This is a genomic window from Pseudomonas sp. URIL14HWK12:I5, assembly GCF_900176445.1.
Taxonomy (GTDB): Bacteria; Pseudomonadota; Gammaproteobacteria; order Pseudomonadales; family Pseudomonadaceae; genus Aquipseudomonas; species Aquipseudomonas monteilii.
Window position 1 is genome coordinate 233,321 of sequence record NZ_FWXQ01000005.1, and the last position, 23,451, is coordinate 256,771.

Genomic DNA, 23,451 nt, shown 5'->3' on the forward strand with positions numbered 1-23,451 from the left:
CATGCTGCGACGCCAGGCCCTCAAACTCGGTAGCGTTTTGCTCAGTGCCCTGACCCTGGGCGGCTGGAGCCTGTTCCGCAACAAAGGCAGCGAACCCCTGCTGCTTTCGGCGCGTGACGATGGCGACGGCAAGCACTATGCCGTGGGTTTTCGCCTGGACGGCACCCAGGTGTTCAGCACCCAGGTCGCCCAGCGTTGCCACGCCATCATCCACCACCCCGAGCAGCCGATCGCACTGTTCATCGCCCGCCGCCCCGGGACCGAAAGCTACCTGGTCGATTTGCGCGACGGGCGCCTGCTGCAAACCGTGACCTCGCAGCCGAACCGGCACTTCTATGGCCACGCCGTGGTGCACAAAGGGGGTGAATGGCTGTATGCCACCGAGAACGACACTACCGACCCTGGGCGTGGCGTGCTGGGCGTGTACCGTTTTGAAGGCGAACGCCTGGTTCACACCGGTGAAATCCCGACCCACGGTATCGGCCCGCACGAGGTTGCCTGGCTGCCCGACGGCGAGACGCTGATCGTGGCCAACGGCGGCATTCGTACCGAAGCCGAAAGCCGGGTGGAGATGAACCTCAATGCCATGGAACCGAGCCTTGTGCTGATGCAGCGCGACGGCACCTTGCTGAGCAAGGAAACCCTGGCCCAGCAGATGAACAGCGTGCGTCACCTGGCAGTGGGCAGCGATGGCACCATCGCCGCCTGCCAGCAGTTCATGGGTGATGCCGATGAAACGGCCGAGCTGTTGGCGATCAAGCGCCCGGGCGAGCCGTTCAAGGCCTTCCCGGTGCCGGAGCGGCAGTTGCAGGCCATGGCCCAGTACACCGCCAGTGTTGCGATCCACAGCGAGCTGCGGCTGGTGGCCCTGACTGCGCCACGGGCCAACCGGCTGTTTGTCTGGGACCTGGACACGGGTGCGGTGCGGCTGGATGCACCGATGCCCGATTGCGCGGGGGTTGGCGCGGTGAAGGATGGTTTTGTCGTTACTTCCGGGCAGGGCCGTTGCCGGTTCTATGATTGCACCAAGGCCGAGCTGGTCGGGCAGCCGATGAACCTGCCGTCCGGTTTCTGGGACAACCACCTGCATCTCGTCTGATTTCTCTGTTGCCTGGACCGGCCTCTTCGCGGCTAAAGCCGCTCCTACACTGACCGCGCGATCCGATGACTACGCGCTCTCTGTAGGAGCGGCTTTAGCCGCGAAAGGGCCGGTACAGGCATTTCACTCCCCCTCAAACCAAAAACAGTCAATACTTCCCCCATCCACACGTGGGCAGGATCGCCCGTTGTCGTGTCTAAACGAATAACAACCAAATCCAAGGAACCGGACTTATGCTACGCCGCCGCATGCTCATCATGTTGGCCGTGGTTCTGCTGATCGTGCTGGCCCTGGGGGGCTACAAGGCGTTCTCGATCTACCAGCAGATCCAGGTGTTCACTGCCCCCAAGCCGCCCATCACCGTTGCGGCAGCCTTGGCCGAACAGCGCCAGTGGCAAGCGCGCCTGCCCGCCGTGGGCAGTCTCAAGGCACTGCAGGGTGTGGAGCTGAGCCTGGAGGTGGAAGGCATCGTCAAAGCCCTGCACTTCGACTCGGGGCAGCAGGTCAAAGCCGGCCAGTTACTGCTGCAACTCAACGATGACCAGGAAACCGCTCTGCTTGGCACCGCCCAGGCCGACCTGGGCCTGGCCAAGGTCGATTTCGGCCGCGGCAGCCAGCTGGTCGGCGACTCGGCCATCTCGCGCGGCGAGTTCGACCGCCTCACCACTCAGTACCGCCGCAACCAGGCGGTGGTCGAGCAACTCAAGGCGCAGAAGATCAAAAAAAGCATCAACGCCCCGTTCAGCGGCACCATCGGCATCCGCCAGGTGGACATCGGCCAGTACCTGGCCGCCGGCACGGTGATTGCCACCCTGCAGGACACATCCAGCCTGTACGTCGACTTCAACGTACCGGAACAGGCCCTGCCGCAGTTGAGCCTGGGCCAGCAGGTGCTGGTGCAGGTAGCCGCCTACCCCGGCCAGACCTTCCCCGCCAGCCTCAGCGCCATCAACCCCAAGGTCGAGGAAACCACGCGCAACCTGCTGGTGCGCGCCACCCTGGCCAACCCCGACGGCAAACTGCTGCCGGGCATGTTCGCCAGCCTGTTGGTGCTGCTGCCTAACCCACAGCCACAAGTGGTGGTGCCGGAAAGCGCCATTACCTACACCCTGTATGGCAACTCGGTTTACGTCGCCACGCCGAAGAAGGACAAGGACGGCAAGCTGGAAAACGACGACAAGGGCCAACCCCAGCTAGTCGCTGAACAACGCACCGTCCAGACCGGCGAGCGCCGCGACGGCGTGGTGGTGGTCAGCAAGGGCCTGCAAGCCGGGGAGCAGGTGGTTACCGCCGGGCAACTCAAGCTCACCCCGGGCGCCGCGATCCGCATCGGCCAGGACAAAGCCCTCAAGCCCCAACAGGGCGCGCCGGGCAAGGACTGAGGAGGCAGGCATGGCGTTCACCGACCCGTTCATCCGCCGCCCGGTGCTGGCCAGTGTGGTCAGCCTGCTGATCCTGCTGCTGGGTTTCCAGGCCTGGAACAAACTGCAGATCCGCCAGTACCCACAAATGGAAAACGCCCTGATCACGGTGACCACCGCCTACCCCGGGGCCAACGCCGAAACCATCCAGGGCTACATCACCCAGCCGTTGCAGCAGAGCCTGGCCAGTGCCGAAGGTATCGACTACATGACCTCGGTGAGCCGGCAGAACTTCTCGATCATTTCCATCTACGCGCGCATCGGCGCCGACAGCGACCGGTTGTTCACCGAGCTGCTGGCCAAGGCCAACGAAGTGCGCAACAAACTGCCGCAGGACTCCGAAGACCCGGTACTCAGCAAGGAAGCCGCCGACGCCTCGGCGCTGATGTACGTCAGTTTCTACAGCAAGGAGATGAGCAACCCGCAGATCACCGACTACCTGTCGCGGGTCATCCAGCCCAAGCTGGCCACCCTGCCGGGCATGGCCGAAGCGGAGATCCTCGGCAACCAGGTGTTTGCCATGCGCCTGTGGCTGGACCCGGTGAAACTGGCCGGTTTCGGCCTGTCGGCCACCGATGTGACCAACGCCGTGCGCCGCTACAACTTCCTCTCCGCTGCCGGCGAGGTAAAGGGCGAATACGTGGTCACCAGCATCAACGCCAGCACCGAGTTGAAGTCGGCCGAGGCGTTCGCCGCCCTGCCGGTCAAGACCAACGGCGACAGCCGCGTGCTGCTGGGCGATGTGGCGCGGGTCGAGATGGGTGCGGAAAACTACGACACGGTCAGCTCGTTCGACGGCACCCCGTCGGTGTACATCGGTATCAAGGCCACCCCCGCTGCCAACCCGCTGGACGTGATCAAGGAAGTGCGACGCATCATGCCCGAGCTGGAGAGCCAGTTACCTTCGGCGTTGAAAGTGTCGATTGCCTACGACGCCACGCTGTTCATCCAGGCCTCGATCGACGAAGTGATCAAGACCCTTGGCGAGGCGGTGCTGATCGTCATCGTGGTGGTGTTCCTGTTCCTCGGTGCCTTGCGCTCGGTGCTGATCCCGGTGGTGACCATTCCGCTGTCGATGATCGGCGTGCTGTTCTTCATGCAGATGATGGGTTACTCGCTCAACCTGCTGACCCTGCTGGCCATGGTGCTGGCCATCGGCCTGGTGGTGGACGACGCCATTGTCGTGGTGGAAAACATCCACCGGCACATGGAAGAAGGCAAATCGCCATTCGATGCGGCCCTTGAGGGCGCCCGCGAAATCGCCCTGCCGGTGGTGTCGATGACCATCACCCTGGCTGCCGTGTATGCACCGATCGGCTTCCTCACCGGGCTTACCGGGGCCTTGTTCAAGGAGTTCGCCCTGACCTTGGCCGGGGCGGTCATCATCTCTGGCATCGTCGCCCTCACCCTTTCGCCGATGATGTGCGCTCTGCTGCTTCGCCAAGAGCAGAATCCCAATGGCCTGGCCCACCGCCTGGACGTGCTGTTCGAACGCCTGAAGGTGCGCTACCAGCGCTTGCTGCATGCCACCCTCGACAGCCGCCCGGTGGTGCTGGTGTTTGCCGTGATCATCCTGTGCCTGATACCGGTGCTGCTCACCTTCACCCAGAACGAACTCGCCCCCAACGAGGACCAGGGGGTAATTTTCATGATGAGCAGCTCGCCGCAGCCGGCCAACCTCGATTACCTCAACGCCTACACCGACGAATTTACCCCCTTGTTCAAGACCTTCCCCGAGTACTACTCATCGTTCCAGATCAACGGGTTCAACGGCGTGCAGACCGGCATCGGCGGCTTCCTGCTCAAACCCTGGAACGAACGCGAGCGCACGCAGATGGAGCTGTTGCCGCTGGTGCAGGCCAAACTTGAGGAAATCGGCGGCTTGCAGATCTTCGGCTTCAACCTGCCCTCCCTGCCCGGCACCGGCGAGGGCCTGCCGTTCCAGTTCGTGATCAACACCGCTGGCGACTACCCGGCATTGCTGGACGTAGCGCAGCGCATCAAGGCCCGCGCGCAGGCATCCGGCAAGTTCGCGTTCCTCGACATCGACCTGGCCTTCGACAAGCCCGAAGTGGTGGTGGACATCGACCGGGCCAAGGCCGCGCAGATGGGGGTATCGATGGACACCCTCGGCGGCACCCTGGCCACCCTGCTGGGCGAGGCGGAAATCAACCGCTTCACCCTCGAAGGCCGCAGCTACAAGGTGATTGCCCAGGTCGAACGGCCGTACCGCGACAACCCCGGCTGGCTGAACAACTACTACGTGAAGAATGACCAGGGTCAGATGCTGCCGCTGTCGACCCTGATCACCCTCACCGACCGCGCCCGCCCGCGCCAGCTCAACCAGTTCCAGCAGCTGAACTCGGCGATCATCCAGGGCGTGCCCATGGTCAGCCTGGGCGAAGCGCTGAAAACCGTGCAGGACATCGCCCGCGAAGAGGCCCCGGAAGGCTTCGCCTTCGACTATGCCGGCGTGGCACGCCAGTACGTGCAGGAAGGCAGCGCACTGTGGGTCACCTTTGGCCTGGCGCTGGCAATTATCTTCCTGGTGTTGGCTGCACAGTTCGAGAGTTTCCGCGACCCGCTGGTGATTCTGGTAACGGTGCCGTTGTCGATCTGCGGGGCGCTGCTGCCGCTGTTCCTGGGTATTTCGAGCATGAACATCTACACCCAGGTCGGGCTGGTGACCTTGATCGGGCTGATCAGCAAGCACGGCATCCTGATCGTCGAATTCGCCAACCAGTTGCGTGCGGAGCGCGGCTTGAGCGTGCGTGAGGCCATCGAGGAAGCGGCGGCCATTCGACTGCGGCCAGTGCTGATGACCACGGCGGCGATGGTGTTCGGCATGGTGCCGCTGATTCTGGCGACCGGTGCGGGGGCGGTGAGCCGTTTTGACATCGGTACGGTGATTGCCACCGGGATGTCGATTGGCACGCTGTTTACCCTGTTTGTGCTGCCTTGTATCTACACCTTGTTGGCGCACAAGGCGGTGGCAAAGCAGCCTGCGGCAGCCTGATCCGTCCTCTTCGCGGGCTCGCCCGCGAAGAGGCCGAAAAGCCAGATACAAAATCCCCAATAGAAAAGCGCAGCTCCGCAACACAATCTAAAAATTACCGCTCCCAGGCTCTCACATCATCCATTCACGCCTGATCTTGCTGGTTATCAGTGGTAAGACAGAGCAATTCCTGCATCTAATTCACATGATAACAGCCAGCATGGAGATGCTAGGGCACCCGCATTCTAGACGCCTTACAGAGAAACAAATCCGCTCCTTAAAGTGGCCATGGTAAAAACCCCTACAACTCCATCAGAATTTTCGCCACCCTCTTCGACTTGTACATCTTGGACTTACCGCTATTATCAAAAACGTCGCAATGAAGCGACACCAAAATGGAGAGAACAATATGAAAACAATTAAGATGGAATGCACCAAATTGGCGAACATGGCGCACTTGGTCAAAAAACCAAATAAGCCTTAACCCATGAATACTGAAGAGCAGTGCCGGCCTGCCCTTCAGTTGTTAAAGGAGGGAGCATGATAAGTAAAAATTGCTTCTTTATCGCCATGAATAACTCCCTGATTTGCTGGGATTTCAAAAACCACAAGCAGTACGAGTTATCCAGAGATCACGCAGACCGGTTAATCCATCTCATTTACGAGAAAGATCACAAAGAGTTAAATGACGACCTAACCGCCGACCTGAAACGCTGCAAAGTTTTCATGGACGATGCTGACGACAATTCTGACTGGGGCTGGGATGTACTCTCAAGAATATTCCATTACGGAACTAAAGACATCCCTATAGAAAATCACCCTTCAAGCGAGGAGGAGTGGGCACTGCAGTACCTTGAACACTGCAACTCCGTACTAAACAAGAATATACAGCCTGACAATACCCGCACCAGCGAAAGCGGCATTTCACTGCCTATACCAAGAAGTACATTTGCAGTTGACGAGGCATTCAAAAACCGAGCAACCGTTAGAGACTTCCAGCGAATACCGATTTCCTTAGCTGATCTTGCCGAAATTCTACACCATACCTTAGGTTTTATTGGAAGCAGAACCAATTACGTCAAAGAGGAAGAAAATGAATACTCAAGACGCCGCGCCACCCCCTCAGTAGGCGGGCTGAACGCTACTGAAGGCTATGTATATGTAAACAACGTAGACAGCCTGGAAGCCGGAATTTATTACTACGACCCACGGCGACATGAGCTTCATTGGCGAAGCCCACTGCCTTGTGCCCTGGGTGATTTATTATCGGGCCAGCACTTCGCCAATGGCATACCCGCTGGATTGTTCTTGAGCTCCAGATTCGACAAATTGTGGTGGAAATACGAGCATTCGCGCGCCTATCGAATGGCACTAATTGAAGTTGGTCATGCCGCACAGACCTTCCAACTCGCCGCAACCGACAGGGGCATGAATACTTGGCTCACCGGTGCATTAAACGAAACGAGCATCGAGCCTCTACTCATGTTCGAGAACCCAAGTGAACACGTCCTTTTTTTCGTCGCATGTGGCTATAGCAACGGAAATGCGACACCTCGTTCCTTAAGGGCTCTGATATCGTAAAGTACTGGCGCGAGACACACGCATGGAAAAAAATACAACCCGTAGCAGTACTGTATTTAAAAGCTGGCACATCACGAGTGCTGTACGCTCGCGCCCTTATGTTTACCATTTTTCCGTAGAAGATTTTACACAGTCCGAACCCGACCTGTGGTTTCCTAGGGCGTTAAGTCCAGCGTTGGCCCATGAATCAGCCAAACAGCTTTCAAAAAAAGATTTGCTAGTACTGCACGCCTACCACCTCATCCACTGCCCCCAAGCGCTCAACGGGATTACCCGCTTTTGCATCGCCTTTGTTTCTGAAACAATAATAACCAACGAACTGTACAATTTGACTCGCGATTCACTTGTCACGCCTGTAGCAAACATGCTGATTGACCACCTTCATGATGAAGGGCGCCATGCCATTTTTTTCTCAGACTGTTTCGCACAACTCTGGCATCAGCTGTCAATCTCTCAGAAGGATTATCTAGTTCCTACTTTACTGAAAGCGCTCCTCGCTTTTTGCCAACCCGACGAGCCATTCTTACAGTCAATTTTCAAAAAGCACCCATCCATTGCGAAAGTCATTATCAACGACATAACATCCAACTGGACGCTTCGAATACCCGCAACTTCCAAAATAACGCTTAAGGCAATTAAACGCACCAAGCTACTTAAAGATGAGCGCTATGCGATTCAATTCAGGGCAGCAGGACTGCCAGCATGAACCAGGCCAAAACTTTAAAAAGCACCATTCTTCGCCCATTGCTACTGATTCTTTTATGCCTACTAGGCGTTTTCCCTCTGGACGTCATTCTCCCTTCATTCCCAGCGCTTGCAGAAGCCTTTCAAGTACAACCAAAGCAAATAGCTTACTCCGTAAGTTTCTTCGCCTTTGGCGTAGCGGTGGCGCAGTTGGTGATTGGCCCCCTGTCAGATCGAATTGGTCGTAATCGGTTGCTACTCGGTGGATTGGCTGTATCCATTGCCGGGGCTACCGGCTGCCTACTTTCATCTGACTATGATGACCTTTATGGCATTCCGGTTGCTACAGGCCGCCGGTTGTGGAAGTCTGGTTCTGGGCCAGGCGCTGATACAGGACCTCTATAGCGGCAAGCAGCGCAACATCATGCGCATCGTAATAACAAGTGCAAGTGGTTTATTCATATCAATTTCACCCATCGCGGGCGCTGCGCTCCAACAATTATTCGGCTGGGAAGGCAGCTTTACGGCATTTATTTTAATCGCTACTTTTGTCATATTTCTTACCTGGGCACTATTGCATGAAACGCCTGCGTTATACAGCAGTAATGCGGGCATTCGAAGCTATCTTCCCATGCTGCGTGACACGCTCTATATAGCCTATTCCCTGCAGGCCACTTTCGCGTTCGCCTGCCATTTTGCCTTCATCGTCATTGCACCATTGGTACTGATGGATCAACTTGGCCTCACGCCGTATCAGTTTTCCGTCGTATTCATCGCCTATGGGCTGGCGTATGTCGTCGGTGGTGCAACCGCGACCTTCTTGAACAATCGCGTCAGTGTGCAGGGTCAAATCTGCACGGGATTCCTGCTTATAGGTACCGCAGGGGTCACTTTTATTGATTTGGCAGTGGGCAGCAGGGCTATCGGTAGCAGGCCTCATGATACCGATGATTTTATGCACGGCAGGAACAACGATGGTACGACCCGCCTCGACTTCGCAGGCGTTGGCCCGTTATCCGCAGCAGGCAGGGGCAGCAGCGTCCTTCAGTACTACATTGCTATTTGCCGGCGGTGGACTTGCAGGCACTTTGGTCGCGTCAGCCGAACACCTGCTTCCAATGAGCTTAGGAATTCTCTTCTTGAGCAGCGCGCTTAGCGGTTGCCTGCTGCTTATGCTCAAGGCCAATAGCATGCAGCATTGCTGACTTCTGCCGGAAAGGCAGACACAAAAAAGCCGGAGGCCCCGCAATCGCGAGGCCTCTGGCTTTTCTAGCTAACGCAGGGTTCAACCAAATGGCCGCAACCCTTGACGCAGGCCGAACAGGAACAGCAACAGATCCTGATCCGGCGCGACCTGTGCCTGCTGCGGTTTCGCTTCCCGCGGCAGTGCACACTGGTCGGCCATCTCAGCCTTGCTGAACACAGTCGGCCTCGGCTCTTCCCAGGCAGCCACCGCCACGGTGGTCACCGCCAGGCCAGCTACCAGGAACAAAGCTCGAGCTATTTCTAGTTTCATTACTCTAACCCTTTGACAGCGCTGCCAAACGCCATCTTGTAAAAGTAGAGCAGCGTTTGCCATTCGGCGTCATTGATCGACGAATGGCGGCGCAGCTGGCGCAGGTCGTTGCCTGCCGCACGCTGGCAGCTGATGCGCCGCCGGCACTTTTCCAGGTCCAGCAGTGCGACTTCGACCCGCGCTTGCTCGCCTTCGCCGATCACCTTGATGAATACGTGCTTGCCATACAGGCAGCCGTGCTGCCAGTGCCCCAGGTGCATGCGCGCCAGGTTGTCCGCCAGGTCCTTGAGCATGCGCTCATGCACCACCTGCGGGTAACGCTCGCGGGCACCTTCGGCATGCCAGGTGTCGAGTTCGACAAATCCGTCCAGCGCTTCGCTCACCAGCAGCGCACGCCATTGGTGGTCGGCATCGCGCTCGGCACCACAAAAGACGATGCGCGGGACGCGAACGCCCAGTTGCTCGAAGCTGTTCAGTGCATCGAGTTCACGCAATACGGTTGGTCGCCCAAAAGGGTGCATAAGGCTGCGATAGATATGCCCGACCTGGCGCTTGGCATACAGCAGCTTGCCATTGGCATCATTGAGGCGTTGCACGCCACTCTCGCCGCCGCGGCGCTGGTTAGGCTCCTCGACCCACTCGCCCTGCTGGCGCCAGTAAAAATCGAACCGCGACTCCCCTTTCTGGGCTACAGCCATCAAACACTACCCCTTACGCAATACGTAGACCCGCCACATGGCATAGAACGGCAGGAAGTCGAGGCGTTCCTGGATTCTGAAGCCGGCGGCCCTGAATTCTTCTTCGACCGTTTCGGCTGGTAACACGAAACGGTTCTGGTAATTGTCCTGCTCGGCCTTGGCACTGCGGCGTTGCTCCAGTTTTTTCCGGCGCCAGGCCTTGAAGTTGCCATCGACCCACAACGACAGAATCACACTATCACGGCTAACCCTTTGAAATTCCGAAAGTATGGTCTTTCTGTGCGCCGATTCGCCAATGTGGTGGAACAGGCGCATGCAGAAGATGCTGTCCACCGAATTATCCGGCAGGTCAATGGCGAACGCTGAAGTTTGCAAAGGGCGTACCCGCGCCACCACTTCTGGCGGTTGCGCGGCACAGGCTGTCTCGATCATCGCTTCGGAGTTGTCGGCACCAATGATCACCCGGTTGGGCTTTTCTGCCAGCAGTGGCCAGAAACGGCCGGCACCGCAAGGCAGGTCCAGTACCAGGCCGGGCTCGCCGGCCAATGCCAGGGCGCGACGCGCCAGCTGCTCATCTCGCTTGTGGGAAAGGCGACGCGCCAGGCCATCCTGGTGCTTGAGAAAGTACTCGCGGGCGTGGTCTTTGTCGTACTTCTCGGAAAATTCAAGCTTGATGGGGCTACGCATTGGGCATCTCCTGACTCCAGTGCCGCTCACCTTAGGTAAGCAAGCGTTGGAATCAGGTTATGCCAATGTGAAAAAAACGTTGCGCGCCCTTTAACCTGTTTCAACAGATTACTCGGCCATGGCGTCCGGGCCGCCTTGGGCCTTGGTGTTGCTCAGGTCCACCTGGAAGCGGCAACCGTGCGGCAGGGTCGATGTGAGGGTGACATGCCAGCCTTGGTCGTCGCAAATTCGTTGCACCAGCGATAGACCCAGGCCCAAGCCTTCGCCACGCCGCTCGTCACCACGAACGAACGGCTTGAACATCGCCTCACGCTGCTCTTCGGGGATGCCCACGCCACTGTCCTCCACACTGAAACCGTTGGCCTCCAGGCTCAGCCGGATGTAGCCGCTGTCGGTGTAGTGGGCAGCATTGCGCAACAGGTTACCCATCACCGACTGCAGGAAAGTAGCGTTGTACAGCACCGGGCTGGCGCTGACGCGGCCATCGAAATACAGGGTCAGGCCCTTCTGCTCGATGGTATCGCGCCACACACCGATAAGTTCGTCGGCCACTTCGCGCAAGGTCGCCCGCGACGCCACCGCGCCTTCGTCTCGTTGGGCCCGGGCCAGCATGAGGAAGGTCTTGACCAGTTCGCGCATCTCTTCCGTGGCACGCGCCACGCGCTCTACCTGGCTACGCGCGCGGGCGTCGAGGTTGGGGTTCTCCATCAGCAGCTCGCAGGAGGTGGCCAGCACCATCAACGGTGTGCGCAACTCATGGCTGACGTCACTGGTGAACAGCCGTTCACGGGTCAGCGCATCGCGTAAACGGCCCAGGGTATCGTCGAAGGCCACTGCCAGCTGGCCGACCTCGTCCGCCGCGTAGTCCGGTGCCAGTGGCGGGGCCAGGCCCAGCAGTTGATCGCGATGACGCACCTGGCGCGCCAGGCGGATCACCGGTGCCATTACCCGGCGCGCCACCAGCCAGCCGAGGATCACCGCCAGTACCAGGCTGAGTACGAAGCCCACCACCACCACCGCGAACAGCACGCGCTCGCGTTCTTCGAAGTCGCTCTGGTCCTGCAACAGCACGTAACGGCGGCCATCGACGATCTCGACCATGGCGTGGTACGACAGCTGGTCGCGGAATACTTCGTGGAAACCACGGTCAAGGTGGCGCAAGTCCTTGGGCAGTTCGAAGTCGTCACGCCCGCCACTGAAGTAGAACAGCTGGTCGGGGCGCGGCCGGTGGCTCCAGTCGCTGACGCTGTCCATGCGCAGCAGGCGCTGCAGGTCGCCTCCCAGCACAGAGGAAATCAGCCGTTCTTCAACCAGGTGCACGGTGGCGACGATGCCGAAGGCGAACGCCCCGGCCACCAGCGCGCTCATCAGGGCAAAGGCGATGATGATGCGCTGGGCAAGGCTTTGCTTAAACTCCATCGCGGCCCTCGGCGAGGCGATAGCCGACGCCATGTACGGTATGCAGCAAGGGTTTTTCGAACGGCTTGTCGATCACCTGGCGCAGCTGGTGTACATGGCTGCGCAGGCTGTCGCTGTCGGGGCAATCGTCGCCCCACAGGGCTTCTTCCAGTACTTCGCGGCGCAGTACGTGCGGGCTTTTCTGCATCAGCACGGCCAACAGCTTGAGGCCCACCGGATTGAGCTTGAGCAGGCGGCCCTGCCGGGTAACTTCCAGGGTGTCGAGGTCGTAACTGAGGTCGGCCACCTGCAAGGTGCGGCGTCCTCCGCCCTGGGCGCGGCGCAGCACTGCTTCGATGCGCGCCGCCAGCTCAGACAGGGCGAACGGTTTGAGCAGGTAGTCGTCGGCGCCGGAGCGGAAGCCTTGCAAGCGGTCATCCAGCTGGTCGCGGGCGGTGAGCATGATCACCGGTGTGTCGCGGCGGGCGTCTTCGCGCAGGCGCTTGCACAGGGTGTAGCCATCGATGCCGGGCAGCATGATGTCGAGCACGATCAGGTCGTAGTGTTCGGTGGCGGCCAGGTGCAGGCCGGACAGGCCATCCTGGGCGCAGTCGACGGTATAGCCCTTCATGCCCAGGTAGTCGGCCAGGTTGGCCAGAATATCGCGGTTGTCTTCAACCAAAAGAATGCGCATCGGTTTCTCCTGTGCGGCGCTTCTCGCAGTGGTGCGCGGCAGGCGCAGCTTAAGGCCTATGCTTGCACGGTGCCAGCCCCGAGGAAAATTCACCCCACTTGACGGTTTTTTCACTGATCCTTCACGGACACAGGATAGCGGGCAGCCGACAATGCCCGATCTTTTTCGTGCCCTGGAGCCACCATGCAGCAACGAACCCGCCCTCGCCCGATCAATTTCTGGCTGTATCTGGGCATCCCCTTGGCGACCGCGCTGGCCTTGATTCTGCTGGAGCTGACGTCAGTCGACATGGACCTGGCCAACCTGTTTTTCGACCCCGCTGCCGGGCAGTTCATCGGCCGCCACAGCTATTGGCTGGAAAACATCCTGCACGACCGGGTCAAGCAGGTGGTCATCTTGCTGGGGGTGATCTCGCTGCTCACCTTTGCTGCCAGTTTCTTCTGGAAGCGCCTGTTCGGCTGGCGCCGCGAGCTGGGCTGCCTGGTGCTGGCACTGGGCCTGTCCACGGCGTTTGTCACGCCGTTGAAGAAGGTGACACAGGTACAGTGCCCATGGAGCCTGACCCAGTTTGGCGGCACGGAAACCTACAGCAAGTTGCTGGAACCGCGGCCTGCTACCGACAAGCCTGGCCTGTGCTGGCCGGGTGGGCATGCGGCGACCGGATTCTGCCTGTTCGGCCTGTTCTTCATGCTGCGTGATCGCAAACCACGGCTGGCGCGGGCGGCATTTGTGGTGGCGTTACTGGCCGGTTCGGTACTCGGCGTAGGGAGGATGATGCAGGGGGCGCACTTTCTGTCGCATAACGTGTGGACGGCGGTGTTCTGCTGGTTGATCGGGTTGGGATCGTATTACCTGGTTCTGTATCGGCGTGGGGCGGTGGAAGCGCCAGCTGTCGAACGTAGCGTCGCCTGACATTGGGGCCGCTTTGCGGCCCCAATGGGCCCAACAGGAAAAAGAAAAGCCCCGGTTCTCGCGAACCGGGGCTTTTTCATGGTGCAGGGGTAAGGCTGGCTTACATCATGCCGCCCATGCCACCCATGCCGCCCATGTCAGGCATGCCAGCAGCTGGCTTGTCTTCTGGCAGGTCGGCAACCATGGCTTCGGTGGTGATCATCAGACCGCCGATCGAAGCAGCAGCTTGCAGGGCCGAACGGGTGACCTTGGCTGGGTCCAGGATACCCATCTCGATCATGTCGCCGTATTCGCCGGTAGCAGCGTTGTAGCCGAAGTTGCCCGAACCTTGCTTGACCTTGTCGGCCACAACGCTTGGCTCATCGCCGGCGTTGGCAGTGATCTGGCGCAGCGGGGATTCAACAGCACGACGCAGCAGGGCGATACCGACGTTCTGGTCTTCGTTGTCGCCTTTCAGGTCGGCAATGGCCGCCAGGGCGCGAACCAGGGCAACACCACCGCCAGGCACCACGCCTTCTTCAACGGCTGCACGGGTAGCGTGCAGGGCGTCTTCAACGCGGGCTTTCTTCTCTTTCATCTCAACTTCGGTGCCAGCACCGACCTTGATCACGGCAACACCGCCAGCCAGCTTGGCCAGACGCTCTTGCAGCTTCTCACGGTCGTAGTCCGACGAGGTTTCTTCGATCTGGGCACGGATCTGCTTGACGCGTGCTTCGATCTCGGTGTCGGCGCCAGCGCCGTCGATGATGGTGGTGTTTTCCTTGGACAGGATCACGCGCTTGGCGTTACCCAGGTGCTCCAGGGTAGCGGTTTCCAGGGACAGGCCGATTTCTTCGGAAATGACCTGGCCGCCAGTCAGGACAGCGATGTCCTGCAGCATGGCCTTGCGACGGTCGCCAAAGCCTGGGGCCTTGACCGCAGCAACTTTGACGATGCCGCGCATGTTGTTGACTACCAGGGTAGCCAGCGCTTCGCCTTCAACGTCTTCGGCAACGATCAGCAGTGGGCGGCCGGCCTTGGCAACGGCTTCCAGAACTGGCAGCAGCTCACGGATGTTGGAGATCTTCTTGTCGACCAGCAGCAGCAGCGGGCCTTCCAGCTCGGCAACCATGGTGTCCGGCTTGTTGACGAAGTATGGCGACAGGTAGCCACGGTCGAACTGCATGCCTTCTACGACGGACAGTTCGTTTTCCAGGCCCGAGCCTTCTTCAACGGTGATCACGCCTTCTTTACCGACCTTTTCCATGGCTTCGGCGATGATTTCACCGATGGAGTTGTCGGAGTTGGCGGAGATGGTACCCACCTGGGCGATGGCCTTGGAGTCGGCGCATGGCTTGGACAGGTTCTTCAGCTCGGCAACGACGGCAGCAGTGGCCTTGTCGATACCGCGCTTCAGGTCCATCGGGTTCATGCCGGCAGCGACGGCTTTCAGGCCTTCGTTGACGATGGCCTGAGCCAGAACGGTAGCGGTGGTGGTGCCGTCACCGGCAGCATCGTTAGCCTTGGAAGCAACTTCCTTGACCAGCTGGGCGCCCATGTTTTCGAAAGCGTCTTTCAGCTCGATTTCTTTGGCGACGGAAACGCCGTCCTTGGTGATGGTTGGCGCGCCGAAGCTCTTGGCCAATACCACGTTACGGCCTTTCGGGCCCAGGGTCGCTTTTACCGCGTCAGCCAGAACGTTGACACCAACCAGCATTTTCTTACGAGCGGAATCGCCGAATTTTACGTCTTTAGCAGCCATGATCGTTTAATCCTTGGAATTCTTTGGAGTAACGGGAAGTCGGGGAAATCAGCCTTCGACAACGGCGAGGATTTCGTTCTCGGCCATGACCAGCAGGTCTTCGCCATCGACTTTCACGGTGTTGCTGCCCGAGTAAGGGCCGAAAACTACTTTGTCACCCACTTTCACGGCCAGCGCGCGAACTTCGCCGTTGTCCAGGATGCGACCGGTGCCGACGGCAACGACTTCGCCGCGGTTTGGTTTTTCAGCGGCCGAACCCGGCAGGACGATACCGCCAGCGGTTTTCGATTCTTCTTCGCTGCGACGGATAACGACGCGGTCATGCAGAGGACGAAGCTTCATTGTCGATCTCTCCCAATTTGTGGTTTTCATCGGCCGGTGTCGACACCGGCGGGTTGATGCTGTCCGGCGTTGCCGGGAGGTGGCCCGCATTGGGCGAACCACCTGAGTCATGTCTGGCGTTGCCACCAGAAACCTTGCGGTGACCACATACATGAGGCCGCCATAATCAATTACAAGGCTTGATAAACAAAAAATTTCTTGAGGCTGAAAAACACCGGGGCCGCGTGTGCGGCCCCGGGGGTTTACTTGTCTCGGCGCTCGTACTCGCCTTCAATCACGTTCGGGCGGTGCCCCCCCTCACGCGGCTGCGTCTGGAACGGGTCGTCCTGAAACGCACGCTGGCGCATCGCCTGGGCTTCGGCACGCTCGCGCATCTTGCGCGCGGCCAAATGGCGGGTGAACGGCAACAGGCACAGCAGGCCCAGCACGTCGCTGATGAAGCCTGGCAACAGCAGCAGGCCGCCACCGACGGCCAGCATCATGCCCTGGAACATGTCCTCGGCGGGCAGCTCGCCACGCTGCAGGCTTTCACGGGCGCGCAGTGCGGTGGCCAGGCCGGCCACGCGCATCACCAGCACACCCAGGGCGGAGCCAGCGATGATCAGCAGCAGCGCCGGGAAGAACCCGATGGCCGCGCTGACCTTCACGAAGACGAACAGCTCCAGCACGGGAAACAGCAGAAGCAACAGTAGAAAAGCACGCATCAAAGCAATCCTCGTTGGAAGACAACCTTCCTGTAAGACCTACAAATGGATGCGTGTGCTCGGTTTTTCAACCCACAACGTCTGTCGCAACCGGCCACTGGTCGGCGCGCGCCAGCAAAACAAGGGCCTCGCGGACTTGTGTCGGCGTGTTGCAAGTACTTGGGAACGGCAACCAGTGCACTGCCTGGCCAATGCGCAAGTGCATGCCTTCGCTGTCTACCCCTACCATCTGCGCAGGGGTATGGCGTGGCAGGTCGGTTAGCTCCACGTAGTGGGCGATGGCATTGGCGTGATCGCTGTTCATGTGCTCGACCATGCTCGCCTCGGCCTTGCCGGCGAACGGGTTGGCCAAGGTTACCTGGTCGAGCCAGTGGATCGCGCCAAAACCGCCAATGTAGCGATGGCGCACTGGCTGCAAGACCCAGAAGTCGAAATCGTGAGCCTTGTGATAGTTGGCAGCGTCCGGGAAATACCGGTAGTAGCGTTCGGCAGCCGCCTCGACAGCCGCTGCGTCGACCAGCTTGTGCGCCTCGGCCATCACGGTCAGGCGCCCCACGGCCTGCACATCTTCGGCCTCGCGCTCCCCCACCAGTAGCGAGCACTTGGGGTCTTTCTGCAGGTTGTGGGTGTGTTGGGCGATGCGGCTGATGAGGATCAATGGATTGCCGTGGGCGTCCAGGCAGTACGGCACGACCGAGCCGAAAGGGAAACCGGGCATCGACTTGGAATGGGTCGAGAGCACGCCGCGGTATTCCTTGAGCAGCAGTTCCCGGGCGGGGCGGAGGGCGTTGGTACTCACTTGGGGATGGCTCCTGGCAGCGGACTGGATAGGGACAAGATAAGCATTATCAGTTCCAGTGCCAATGGGGCCGCTTTGCGGCCCCCAAAAACCTACCAGGTCACGCCGAAGCCTGCGGTATAGCGGGTCTTGTCCAGGTCACTGTCGCGCGTGCCGGTGATGATGTCCTTCTCCGCCTTGAGGTTGAGCGAGGCCCACTCGGTAACTTTGTAGCGCAAGCCAACCTCGGCATCCAGCGAGTAATCGGCCACGCCCCCCAGCGGCTTGGCAAACTCGCCGTTGGTGAACAGTTGCACGTTCTTGCCGATCAGGTAGCGGGTGTAGTCCCACTTCACCGCCGCTGAGTAGAAGTTGTCCTTGGCGCCGTCCTGGTATTCGAAGTCGGTACGGTTGATCAACGAACCCAGCGAGAATGCGCCCAGCTCGTCGTCCCAGAACTGGTAACCCGGGCCGGTACCGATCGTGCGCTGGCGGGCCAGGTCTTCGATGCGGTCACGCTTGTACTCCGCACGCCCTTGCCAGAACCACTTCTCGGTCATGAAGCGGTCCAGCGCGTACTCGGCGCTCCAGTTGTCGGTGGTGGTGACGTCGTCCTTGGTTTCGCGGTTGTACTCACCTTCGGCGTTGTGCCGCCAGCGGCCATGACGGGCGGTGGTCTTGAAGCCAACGTCGTAATCGTCGGTGTCGTTCTCGGCGCGCTTGTAGTCCAGGGCCACGTCCACGTTGCCCTTCCACACGAAGTCTTCGACCAGCGGCCTGGGCTTCATGATCTGCTCGATGCTGGCCAGCTCCACGGTCTTGGGCGCTTCGCCATTGGCCAAAGTGACTTTGCCAGGCTCGGCCGCTTTCAGCGACTTGGCCTTTTCCCCGGTGTAGGCGTCCTGCTTGACCAGCATCTCCTGGTCACTCTCCAGGGTCTGGACCTCTTTCCAGTCCAGCGCGATGGACCCGCCATAGGGGGTTTCCAGCAGCAGCTTGCCGCCGTCGAACACTTTGATCTTGCCGCTGAGCCGGTCACCGTTCTTCATCCACACGGTGTCGGCGAATACCGGGGCGGCGCACAAGGAAGCAGCTAGCAAGCACAACAGGGATCTAGAATACATAAGCGGACTACGGGTTCGATTTGACGAAAAAAGCCGGGCATTATCCAGATACCGACAACCAGAGCAAGGACAGACCGAGCGTATGCCGTTGAGTTCAACTCTCATTTGCCGGACCACCTGTCCGGTTTCATCTACAGCCCAAGGGGGGCGTGATGTCTGATGGATATGAGGCTGCGCTCGAATCCGCCGAGGGCCGACGAACGGCGCTATATTCAGTACTGGGCCAGGTGCCTTCCGGCAAGGTGGTGAGCTATGGCCAACTGGCCGAGCTGGCGGGCCTTGGCCGTGCCGCGCGTTGGGTCGGGCGCACCCTCGGGCAGCTGCCTGCGGAGACCCGCCTGCCCTGGCACCGGGTGCTCGGCGCAGGTGGCCGGCTGAGCCTGCCATTGGGTACCCCGTCGGGTGATGAACAGCGGGCGCGTTTACGCGCGGAAGGTGTGAATGTAACCAACAATCGGGTGGATATGACGCGCCATGGCTGGCGCCCAATGGAGCACAGCGGTTAGAGTGCGCGCTTTGTTTTCGCAAACTTGAGGCAGATGTTGGCCCATGCCCCGTAAAACCTGGCGCGCTGCGCTTGCTGCCTATGCCAGCCCGTCAACCTTGGTACTTTTGCTGCTCGGCTTTGCCGCCGGTCTGCCCTACATGCTGGTGTTCTCCACCCTGTCCGTGTGGTTGCGTGAAGCCGGTGTTGCCCGCGAGACCATCGGCTACGCCAGCCTGATCGGCCTGGCCTACGCCTTCAAGTGGGTGTGGTCGCCGCTGCTCGACCAATGGCGCCTGCCCCTGTTGGGTGGCCTGGGTCGGCGTCGTTCGTGGCTGCTGTTGTCGCAAGCGCTCGTGGTCATCGGCCTGGTCGGCATGAGCCTGTGCGACCCGCAACAGCACCTGTCGTGGCTGATCGCCATGGCCGTGCTGGTGGCTTTCGCATCGGCGACCCAGGACATTGCTGTCGACGCCTACCGCCTGGAAATCGCTGACGATCAACGCCAGGCCGCGCTGGCTGCCAGTTACATGGCTGGCTACCGGGTGGCCGCCCTGCTCGCCACGGCCGGCGCCCTGTTCTTTGCCGAGTGGTTCGGCTCCACCGGTTTCAGCTACCTGCACAAGGCCTGGGCCGGCACCTATGTGATGTTCGGGGTCATGATGCTGCCCGCCCTGTTCACGACCCTGGTGATGCGCGAACCGCCGGTGCCCTTGCGCACCCAGCTGTCGGCAGCGCGCTACGGCTTGGTGCACCAGATGGCCTCGGTGTTCGTGCTGATCATCCTGCTGGTGTCGGTACCGGCCAGCTTCACCCAGATGTTCAATACCGGCTGGTCCAGCGTCATTTCCGGTGATGCCACACCGCTTGACCTGCTGCTGGAAGACCGCGCGTTCCTGCGCCTGATCCTCTACGTACTGCTGACCTGGGCGTGCTTGTCGAGCCTTGGCCGTCGCGGCCTGGCCCCGGTGCTGACGCCAGTCAACGACTTCATCACCCGCTACCGCTGGCAGGCGCTGCTGCTGCTCGGCCTGATCGCCACCTATCGCATGTCGGACACGGTGATGGGTGTGATGGCCAACGTGTTCTACATCGACATGGGCTTCACCAAGGACCAGATCGCCAGCGTCAGCAAGATCTTCGGCCTGATCATGACCTTGGTCGGCGCCGGGGTTGGCGGGCTGCTGATCGTGCGCTTTGGCATCATGCCGATCCTGTTCATCGGCGGCGTAGCTTCGGCCGGCACCAACATCCTGTTCCTGATGCTGGCCGACATGGGCCCGAACCTGGAAATGCTGGTGGTGACCATCTCGCTGGACAACTTCAGCTCCGGCATGGCCACCTCGGCCTTCGTTGCCTACCTGTCGAGCCTGACCAACCTGAAGTTCTCGGCGACCCAGTACGCGCTGCTCAGCTCGATCATGCTGTTGTTGCCAAGGTTGATCGGCGGATATTCAGGGGTGATGGTGGAGAAGTTCGGCTACCACGACTTCTTCCTGATTACCGCTTTGCTGGGTGTGCCTACGCTGATCCTGATCGCCCTGCAGTGGCGGCAGGAGGCTGGACGGGGAACGCCGGTGGCAGAGGAAGGATCAGCGGCCGAGCGGCCCTGAGAGACTGCTACAACCTGTAATGGCCTCATCGCGAGCAAGCTCGCTCCTACAAGGACTATGGTGATCCTGGAGGAGCGAGCTTGCTCACGAAAAGGCCAGACCAGGGACTAGGGATTACTGAGCCACAGCTCCTTCCCCAGGCCGCCCGCCCACGACAAACCACAGCGGCCACAGCGCCAGTGCCCCCGCCACACCCGCCGCCAAGGCAAAGTGCAACAAGCTGGCCCCGGCGCCAATCATCGCCAGCACTGCCCCGCCCAAGCCCAGCAAGGCAATGGTGATCATCCCCAGCATGGCCGACACCAGGCCCTTGCTCTGTTCGCTGGAGAACAGCGTCATGCGGTACAGCACTGCGTTGGCTACACCCAACCCCAGTGCGTACAGCGACATGCCCGCCACCACGCTGGTCACGCTCGGCCAGTACCAGGTCGCCAGCACCATCAGGCTCAGGCCGGCCAGGTAGGGCCACAGTGCACCACGCACCAGGGCCGGCAGCGGGTAGCGGTCGGCGATGCGGTTGATGATCAGGTTGCCCAGGATGAGCCCGCCAAATACCGGGAGTTGCCACAGGGCATACTCCAGGGTGCTAAGCCCCTCATCGTGAATCAGCAGCACCGGCGACAGGCCGATCCAGCCGATCAGTGGCAAACCAACCAGGCCCAGGGCAGCGCTGCCGGCAACGAAGCGGCGATTGCTCAGTAACTGGCCGTAGCCTGCCAGCAGTGGCAACAGATGAATCGGTGTAAACGCCAGGCGTGAACCGTCACGGCGCTCCACGCCCAGCGTTTCCGGCATCAACCGGTACAACAGCACCCAAGCCAGCACCGCGCCGATGGCAAAGGCCACGAACAGCCAGCGCCAATCCAGCCACTGCAGCAGCAGGGTGCCCACCAGCGGCCCGAGCAACGGCGACAGCAAGGCGATGTTGGCCAGCAGGGCCATCATGCGCACCGCATCAGCTTCGCTGAACGCTTCATTCAAGGCCGGGTAGCTGACCGTGACCACGAAGCCCAGGCCAATGCCCTGCAACAGGCGCAGCAGGTTGAACAGGCCGATGTCGTGGACCCAGAACGTGGCCAGGCAGGCCAGGCCGAAGAACGCGCAGCCAGCCAGCAACAGCGGGCGCCGGCCATAACGGTCGGCCAGCGGGCCGATCAGCCATTGCAGCACCACGCCCCCCAGCAGGTACAGGTTAAGGGCATGGGGGATGTATTCGGGGCTGGCGTTCAGGTCGCCCACCACCACCGGCATGGCCGGCATGACCGCGTCGCTGGCCAGGTAGGTCAGCAGCTCGAACAGGGCAAGGGTGAGGCCGAACAACAAGGCGCGCAGGGGGGTGATGTAAAGCAGTGGTTTCATGATGGCGTATCGGGTGTGGCAGGAGGGGTCAGGCTATATGCCAGAAATGGCGGGATATTGCTGTGAACAAGTGTAAAAACCGGGGCCTTGCGCCCCGGTTTCAATGCGGTGTTACTGCGTTGCAGTCTCCTGCACCACGCGAATCACCCGCTGCGGGAACGGAATATCGATCCCTTCAGCCTTCAACCGGTCACGCGCATGCTCGTTGAGCATGAACATCACATCCCAGTAATCGGCGGTCTTGACCCACAGGCGCAACGACACGGTGATCGAGCTGTCGCCCAGGGTGGAAATCACCGCCTGCGGTGCCGGGTCGGACAACACGCGGGGGTCCTGCGCCAGCTCCAGCAACACGTTGCGGGCCTTTTGCAGGTCGGCCTCGTAGTCCACGCCCACATCGAACACCACCTTGCGCGTCGGCTGGCGGTTGGTGTTGGTGATGATGCCGTTGGACAGGCTGCCGTTGGGCATGATCACTGTCTTGTTGTCACCGGTGCGCAGCACAGTGTGGAAGATCTGGATGCTGTCGACCGTACCGGCCACACCCTGCGCCTCGATCCAGTCACCGATGCGGAACGGGCGGAACATCAGGATCAACACCCCACCCGCGAAGTTTGCCAGGCTACCCTGCAGGGCCAGGCCGATCGCCAGGCCTGCGGCACCGATAGCCGCGACGAACGAGGTGGTCTCGATGCCGATCATCGACGCCACGCTGACGAACAGCAGCACCTTCAGCACAATGTTCGACAAAGTGCTGATAAACCCTTGCAGGGCCGCATCGGCGCGCAACCCGGCCAGCTTGCCCAGACGCGTGCTGACCCGGTTGATCAGCCACCAGCCAATGGCCAGTGTCAGCAGCGCCAACAGCAGGCGGCTGCCGTATTGCATGATCAACGGGATCCACGTCTGGGACTGGCGGACGAGCTGATCGACTTCAGCGTTCAAATCCATATTCATCTCCTGATGCCTGAAGGCATGTACACGGTAAAACCGGCCGAAACCGCAACACGGCCATGGAACCGATGGACATCATTTGGCCATCGGGGTTCCGGGCATTACCTGCTCAGTCGCGGAAGTTGTTGAACTGCAGCGGCATGTCGAATTCCTTGGTGCGCAGCAGGGCGATGGCTTCCTGCAGGTCATCACGCTTCTTGCCGGTCACGCGCACTTGCTCGCCCTGGATGGCGGCCTGCACTTTCAGCTTGCCATCCTTGATGGTGGCGACGATCTTCTTGGCCAGGTCCTTGTCGATGCCTTCGCGGAACTTGGCTTCCTGCTTCTTTTCCTTGCCGGAGGCGTACGGATCTTTGGTTTCCAGGCATTTCACGTCGATCTTGCGCTTGACCAGTGCCAGGCGCAGGATTTCCAGCATGGCTTCGAGCTGGAACTCTTCTTCGGCGGTGAGCATCACGGTCTGCTCTTTGTCCTTGAACTCGAAGGTGCCCTTGCCCTTGAGGTCGTAGCGGCGATCCAGGTCCTTGATGGCGTTGTCGACCGCGTTCTGCACTTCGTGCTTGTCCAGTTCCGATACCACGTCGAACGAAGGCATGGTTGTTCTCCCAAAATAAAAGCGCGCTCAGGCTGACGATGGAGCGCGCTGGGTTTGACGGTTAAAATGCGG

Annotated in this window: 21 protein-coding genes and 1 pseudogene; 9 read left to right on the plus strand and 13 right to left on the minus strand. The window is 60.2% G+C overall.

Translation table 11 applies throughout. From position 1 onward, the window contains the following. Position 1: 1 nt before the first annotated feature. The 6 genes and pseudogenes from B9A31_RS13710 to B9A31_RS13735 all read left to right on the plus strand — a co-directional run bounded on the left by B9A31_RS13710 (position 2) and on the right by B9A31_RS13735 (position 8,985). A complete protein-coding gene (locus tag B9A31_RS13710; RefSeq protein WP_084297070.1) occupies positions 2-1,099 on the plus strand; it encodes a DUF1513 domain-containing protein in 1,098 nt (365 codons plus the stop codon). 233 nt (positions 1,100-1,332) lie between these two features. Further along, complete coding sequence (locus B9A31_RS13715; RefSeq protein WP_019099631.1) at positions 1,333-2,481, plus strand: efflux RND transporter periplasmic adaptor subunit; 1,149 nt, start codon at positions 1,333-1,335, stop codon at positions 2,479-2,481. Positions 2,482-2,491: 10 nt separating this feature from the next. Further along, positions 2,492-5,536: a multidrug efflux RND transporter permease subunit gene (locus B9A31_RS13720; protein WP_084297071.1), complete on the plus strand. Its 3,045-nt coding sequence runs from the start codon at positions 2,492-2,494 to the stop codon at positions 5,534-5,536. A 519-nt stretch (positions 5,537-6,055) separates the two neighbouring features. Next, the gene (locus B9A31_RS13725; protein WP_084297072.1) at positions 6,056-7,096 is read left to right on the plus strand and encodes a SagB family peptide dehydrogenase; all 1,041 of its coding nucleotides are present in this window, start codon (positions 6,056-6,058) and stop codon (positions 7,094-7,096) included. Between the two features lie 22 nt (positions 7,097-7,118). Beyond that, positions 7,119-7,802 (plus strand): diiron oxygenase, encoded by a 684-nt coding sequence (locus B9A31_RS13730; RefSeq protein ID WP_084297073.1) that lies wholly within the window; start codon positions 7,119-7,121, stop codon positions 7,800-7,802. Beyond that, positions 7,799-8,985, plus strand: a pseudogene (locus tag B9A31_RS13735) (Bcr/CflA family efflux MFS transporter). The gene B9A31_RS13730 and the pseudogene B9A31_RS13735 overlap by 4 nt, the downstream one beginning before the upstream one ends. Before the next feature lie 80 nt (positions 8,986-9,065). Here B9A31_RS13735 and B9A31_RS13740 read toward each other — a convergent pair. The 5 genes from B9A31_RS13740 to colR all read right to left on the minus strand — a co-directional run bounded on the left by B9A31_RS13740 (position 9,066) and on the right by colR (position 12,773). After that, entirely contained in the window at positions 9,066-9,296 is a 231-nt protein-coding gene (locus tag B9A31_RS13740; RefSeq protein ID WP_019098317.1) for a hypothetical protein, read from the minus strand. Beyond that, positions 9,296-9,994, minus strand: a complete 699-nt coding sequence (locus B9A31_RS13745) for a lipopolysaccharide kinase InaA family protein (protein ID WP_016713590.1) — start codon at positions 9,992-9,994, stop codon at positions 9,296-9,298. Before B9A31_RS13745 ends, B9A31_RS13740 begins: the two co-directional genes overlap by 1 nt. A gap of 6 nt (positions 9,995-10,000) precedes the next feature. After that, complete coding sequence (locus B9A31_RS13750; RefSeq protein ID WP_019098319.1) at positions 10,001-10,681, minus strand: class I SAM-dependent methyltransferase; 681 nt, start codon at positions 10,679-10,681, stop codon at positions 10,001-10,003. Positions 10,682-10,789: 108 nt separating this feature from the next. Continuing rightward, positions 10,790-12,100, minus strand: coding sequence for a sensor histidine kinase (locus tag B9A31_RS13755; protein WP_019098320.1), 1,311 nt, complete (start codon positions 12,098-12,100; stop codon positions 10,790-10,792). Next, positions 12,090-12,773, minus strand: a complete 684-nt coding sequence (gene colR, locus B9A31_RS13760; RefSeq protein ID WP_003255215.1) for a two-component system response regulator ColR — start codon at positions 12,771-12,773, stop codon at positions 12,090-12,092. Before colR ends, B9A31_RS13755 begins: the two co-directional genes overlap by 11 nt. Positions 12,774-12,956: 183 nt before the next feature. Here colR and B9A31_RS13765 point away from each other — a divergent pair, with 183 nt between their 5' ends. Then, the gene (locus B9A31_RS13765) at positions 12,957-13,685 is read left to right on the plus strand and encodes a phosphatase PAP2 family protein (RefSeq protein ID WP_019098321.1); all 729 of its coding nucleotides are present in this window, start codon (positions 12,957-12,959) and stop codon (positions 13,683-13,685) included. A 100-nt stretch (positions 13,686-13,785) separates the two neighbouring features. Here B9A31_RS13765 and groL read toward each other — a convergent pair whose 3' ends face one another. From groL to B9A31_RS13790, 5 genes are all read right to left on the minus strand, one after another. Continuing rightward, a complete protein-coding gene (gene groL / locus B9A31_RS13770) occupies positions 13,786-15,426 on the minus strand; it encodes a chaperonin GroEL (RefSeq protein WP_016713585.1) in 1,641 nt (546 codons plus the stop codon). Positions 15,427-15,474: 48 nt separating this feature from the next. Then, positions 15,475-15,768 carry a co-chaperone GroES gene (locus B9A31_RS13775; RefSeq protein ID WP_016488938.1) on the minus strand — a complete coding sequence of 98 codons (294 nt, stop codon included), beginning with the start codon at positions 15,766-15,768 and terminating at the stop codon, positions 15,475-15,477. 242 nt (positions 15,769-16,010) lie between these two features. Continuing rightward, on the minus strand, positions 16,011-16,472 hold the full coding sequence (locus B9A31_RS13780) for an FxsA family protein (RefSeq protein ID WP_019098322.1): 462 nt from the start codon (positions 16,470-16,472) through the stop codon (positions 16,011-16,013). Positions 16,473-16,539: 67 nt separating this feature from the next. Further along, entirely contained in the window at positions 16,540-17,271 is a 732-nt protein-coding gene (locus tag B9A31_RS13785; protein WP_019098323.1) for a HugZ family pyridoxamine 5'-phosphate oxidase, read from the minus strand. A 92-nt stretch (positions 17,272-17,363) separates the two neighbouring features. After that, on the minus strand, positions 17,364-18,374 hold the full coding sequence (locus B9A31_RS13790) for a DUF481 domain-containing protein (protein ID WP_019098324.1): 1,011 nt from the start codon (positions 18,372-18,374) through the stop codon (positions 17,364-17,366). Positions 18,375-18,526: 152 nt separating this feature from the next. Between B9A31_RS13790 and B9A31_RS13795 the strand changes: the two genes are divergently transcribed. Together B9A31_RS13795 and B9A31_RS13800 are read left to right on the plus strand one after the other, a co-directional pair. Beyond that, positions 18,527-18,880: an MGMT family protein gene (locus B9A31_RS13795; protein ID WP_027615383.1), complete on the plus strand. Its 354-nt coding sequence runs from the start codon at positions 18,527-18,529 to the stop codon at positions 18,878-18,880. 43 nt (positions 18,881-18,923) lie between these two features. Beyond that, positions 18,924-20,471 carry an AmpG family muropeptide MFS transporter gene (locus tag B9A31_RS13800; RefSeq protein WP_016713580.1) on the plus strand — a complete coding sequence of 516 codons (1,548 nt, stop codon included), beginning with the start codon at positions 18,924-18,926 and terminating at the stop codon, positions 20,469-20,471. A gap of 114 nt (positions 20,472-20,585) precedes the next feature. Here B9A31_RS13800 and B9A31_RS13805 read toward each other — a convergent pair whose 3' ends face one another. The 3 genes from B9A31_RS13805 to B9A31_RS13815 form a co-directional block, all read right to left on the minus strand. Beyond that, the gene (locus tag B9A31_RS13805) at positions 20,586-21,830 is read right to left on the minus strand and encodes an MFS transporter (RefSeq protein ID WP_019098325.1); all 1,245 of its coding nucleotides are present in this window, start codon (positions 21,828-21,830) and stop codon (positions 20,586-20,588) included. 111 nt (positions 21,831-21,941) lie between these two features. Then, a complete protein-coding gene (locus tag B9A31_RS13810) occupies positions 21,942-22,781 on the minus strand; it encodes a mechanosensitive ion channel family protein (protein WP_016713578.1) in 840 nt (279 codons plus the stop codon). 112 nt (positions 22,782-22,893) lie between these two features. Beyond that, positions 22,894-23,379, minus strand: coding sequence for a YajQ family cyclic di-GMP-binding protein (locus tag B9A31_RS13815; protein WP_016713577.1), 486 nt, complete (start codon positions 23,377-23,379; stop codon positions 22,894-22,896). Positions 23,380-23,451: the final 72 nt, after the last annotated feature.

Coding starts and splice junctions, on each gene's coding strand:
- B9A31_RS13725 (WP_084297072.1), top strand. CDS start 6,056: ATGATAAGTAAAAATTGCTTCTTTATCGCCATGAATAACTCCCTGATT.
- B9A31_RS13710 (WP_084297070.1), top strand. CDS start 2: ATGCTGCGACGCCAGGCCCTCAAACTCGGTAGCGTTTTGCTCAGTGCC.
- B9A31_RS13790 (WP_019098324.1), bottom strand. CDS start 18,374: ATGTATTCTAGATCCCTGTTGTGCTTGCTAGCTGCTTCCTTGTGCGCC.
- B9A31_RS13740 (WP_019098317.1), bottom strand. CDS start 9,296: ATGAAACTAGAAATAGCTCGAGCTTTGTTCCTGGTAGCTGGCCTGGCG.
- B9A31_RS13795 (WP_027615383.1), top strand. CDS start 18,527: ATGTCTGATGGATATGAGGCTGCGCTCGAATCCGCCGAGGGCCGACGA.
- B9A31_RS13755 (WP_019098320.1), bottom strand. CDS start 12,100: ATGGAGTTTAAGCAAAGCCTTGCCCAGCGCATCATCATCGCCTTTGCC.
- colR (WP_003255215.1), bottom strand. CDS start 12,773: ATGCGCATTCTTTTGGTTGAAGACAACCGCGATATTCTGGCCAACCTG.
- B9A31_RS13800 (WP_016713580.1), top strand. CDS start 18,924: ATGCCCCGTAAAACCTGGCGCGCTGCGCTTGCTGCCTATGCCAGCCCG.
- B9A31_RS13805 (WP_019098325.1), bottom strand. CDS start 21,830: ATGAAACCACTGCTTTACATCACCCCCCTGCGCGCCTTGTTGTTCGGC.
- B9A31_RS13775 (WP_016488938.1), bottom strand. CDS start 15,768: ATGAAGCTTCGTCCTCTGCATGACCGCGTCGTTATCCGTCGCAGCGAA.
- groL (WP_016713585.1), bottom strand. CDS start 15,426: ATGGCTGCTAAAGACGTAAAATTCGGCGATTCCGCTCGTAAGAAAATG.
- B9A31_RS13730 (WP_084297073.1), top strand. CDS start 7,119: ATGGAAAAAAATACAACCCGTAGCAGTACTGTATTTAAAAGCTGGCAC.
- B9A31_RS13750 (WP_019098319.1), bottom strand. CDS start 10,681: ATGCGTAGCCCCATCAAGCTTGAATTTTCCGAGAAGTACGACAAAGAC.
- B9A31_RS13745 (WP_016713590.1), bottom strand. CDS start 9,994: ATGGCTGTAGCCCAGAAAGGGGAGTCGCGGTTCGATTTTTACTGGCGC.
- B9A31_RS13780 (WP_019098322.1), bottom strand. CDS start 16,472: ATGCGTGCTTTTCTACTGTTGCTTCTGCTGTTTCCCGTGCTGGAGCTG.
- B9A31_RS13810 (WP_016713578.1), bottom strand. CDS start 22,781: ATGGATTTGAACGCTGAAGTCGATCAGCTCGTCCGCCAGTCCCAGACG.
- B9A31_RS13765 (WP_019098321.1), top strand. CDS start 12,957: ATGCAGCAACGAACCCGCCCTCGCCCGATCAATTTCTGGCTGTATCTG.
- B9A31_RS13815 (WP_016713577.1), bottom strand. CDS start 23,379: ATGCCTTCGTTCGACGTGGTATCGGAACTGGACAAGCACGAAGTGCAG.
- B9A31_RS13720 (WP_084297071.1), top strand. CDS start 2,492: ATGGCGTTCACCGACCCGTTCATCCGCCGCCCGGTGCTGGCCAGTGTG.
- B9A31_RS13715 (WP_019099631.1), top strand. CDS start 1,333: ATGCTACGCCGCCGCATGCTCATCATGTTGGCCGTGGTTCTGCTGATC.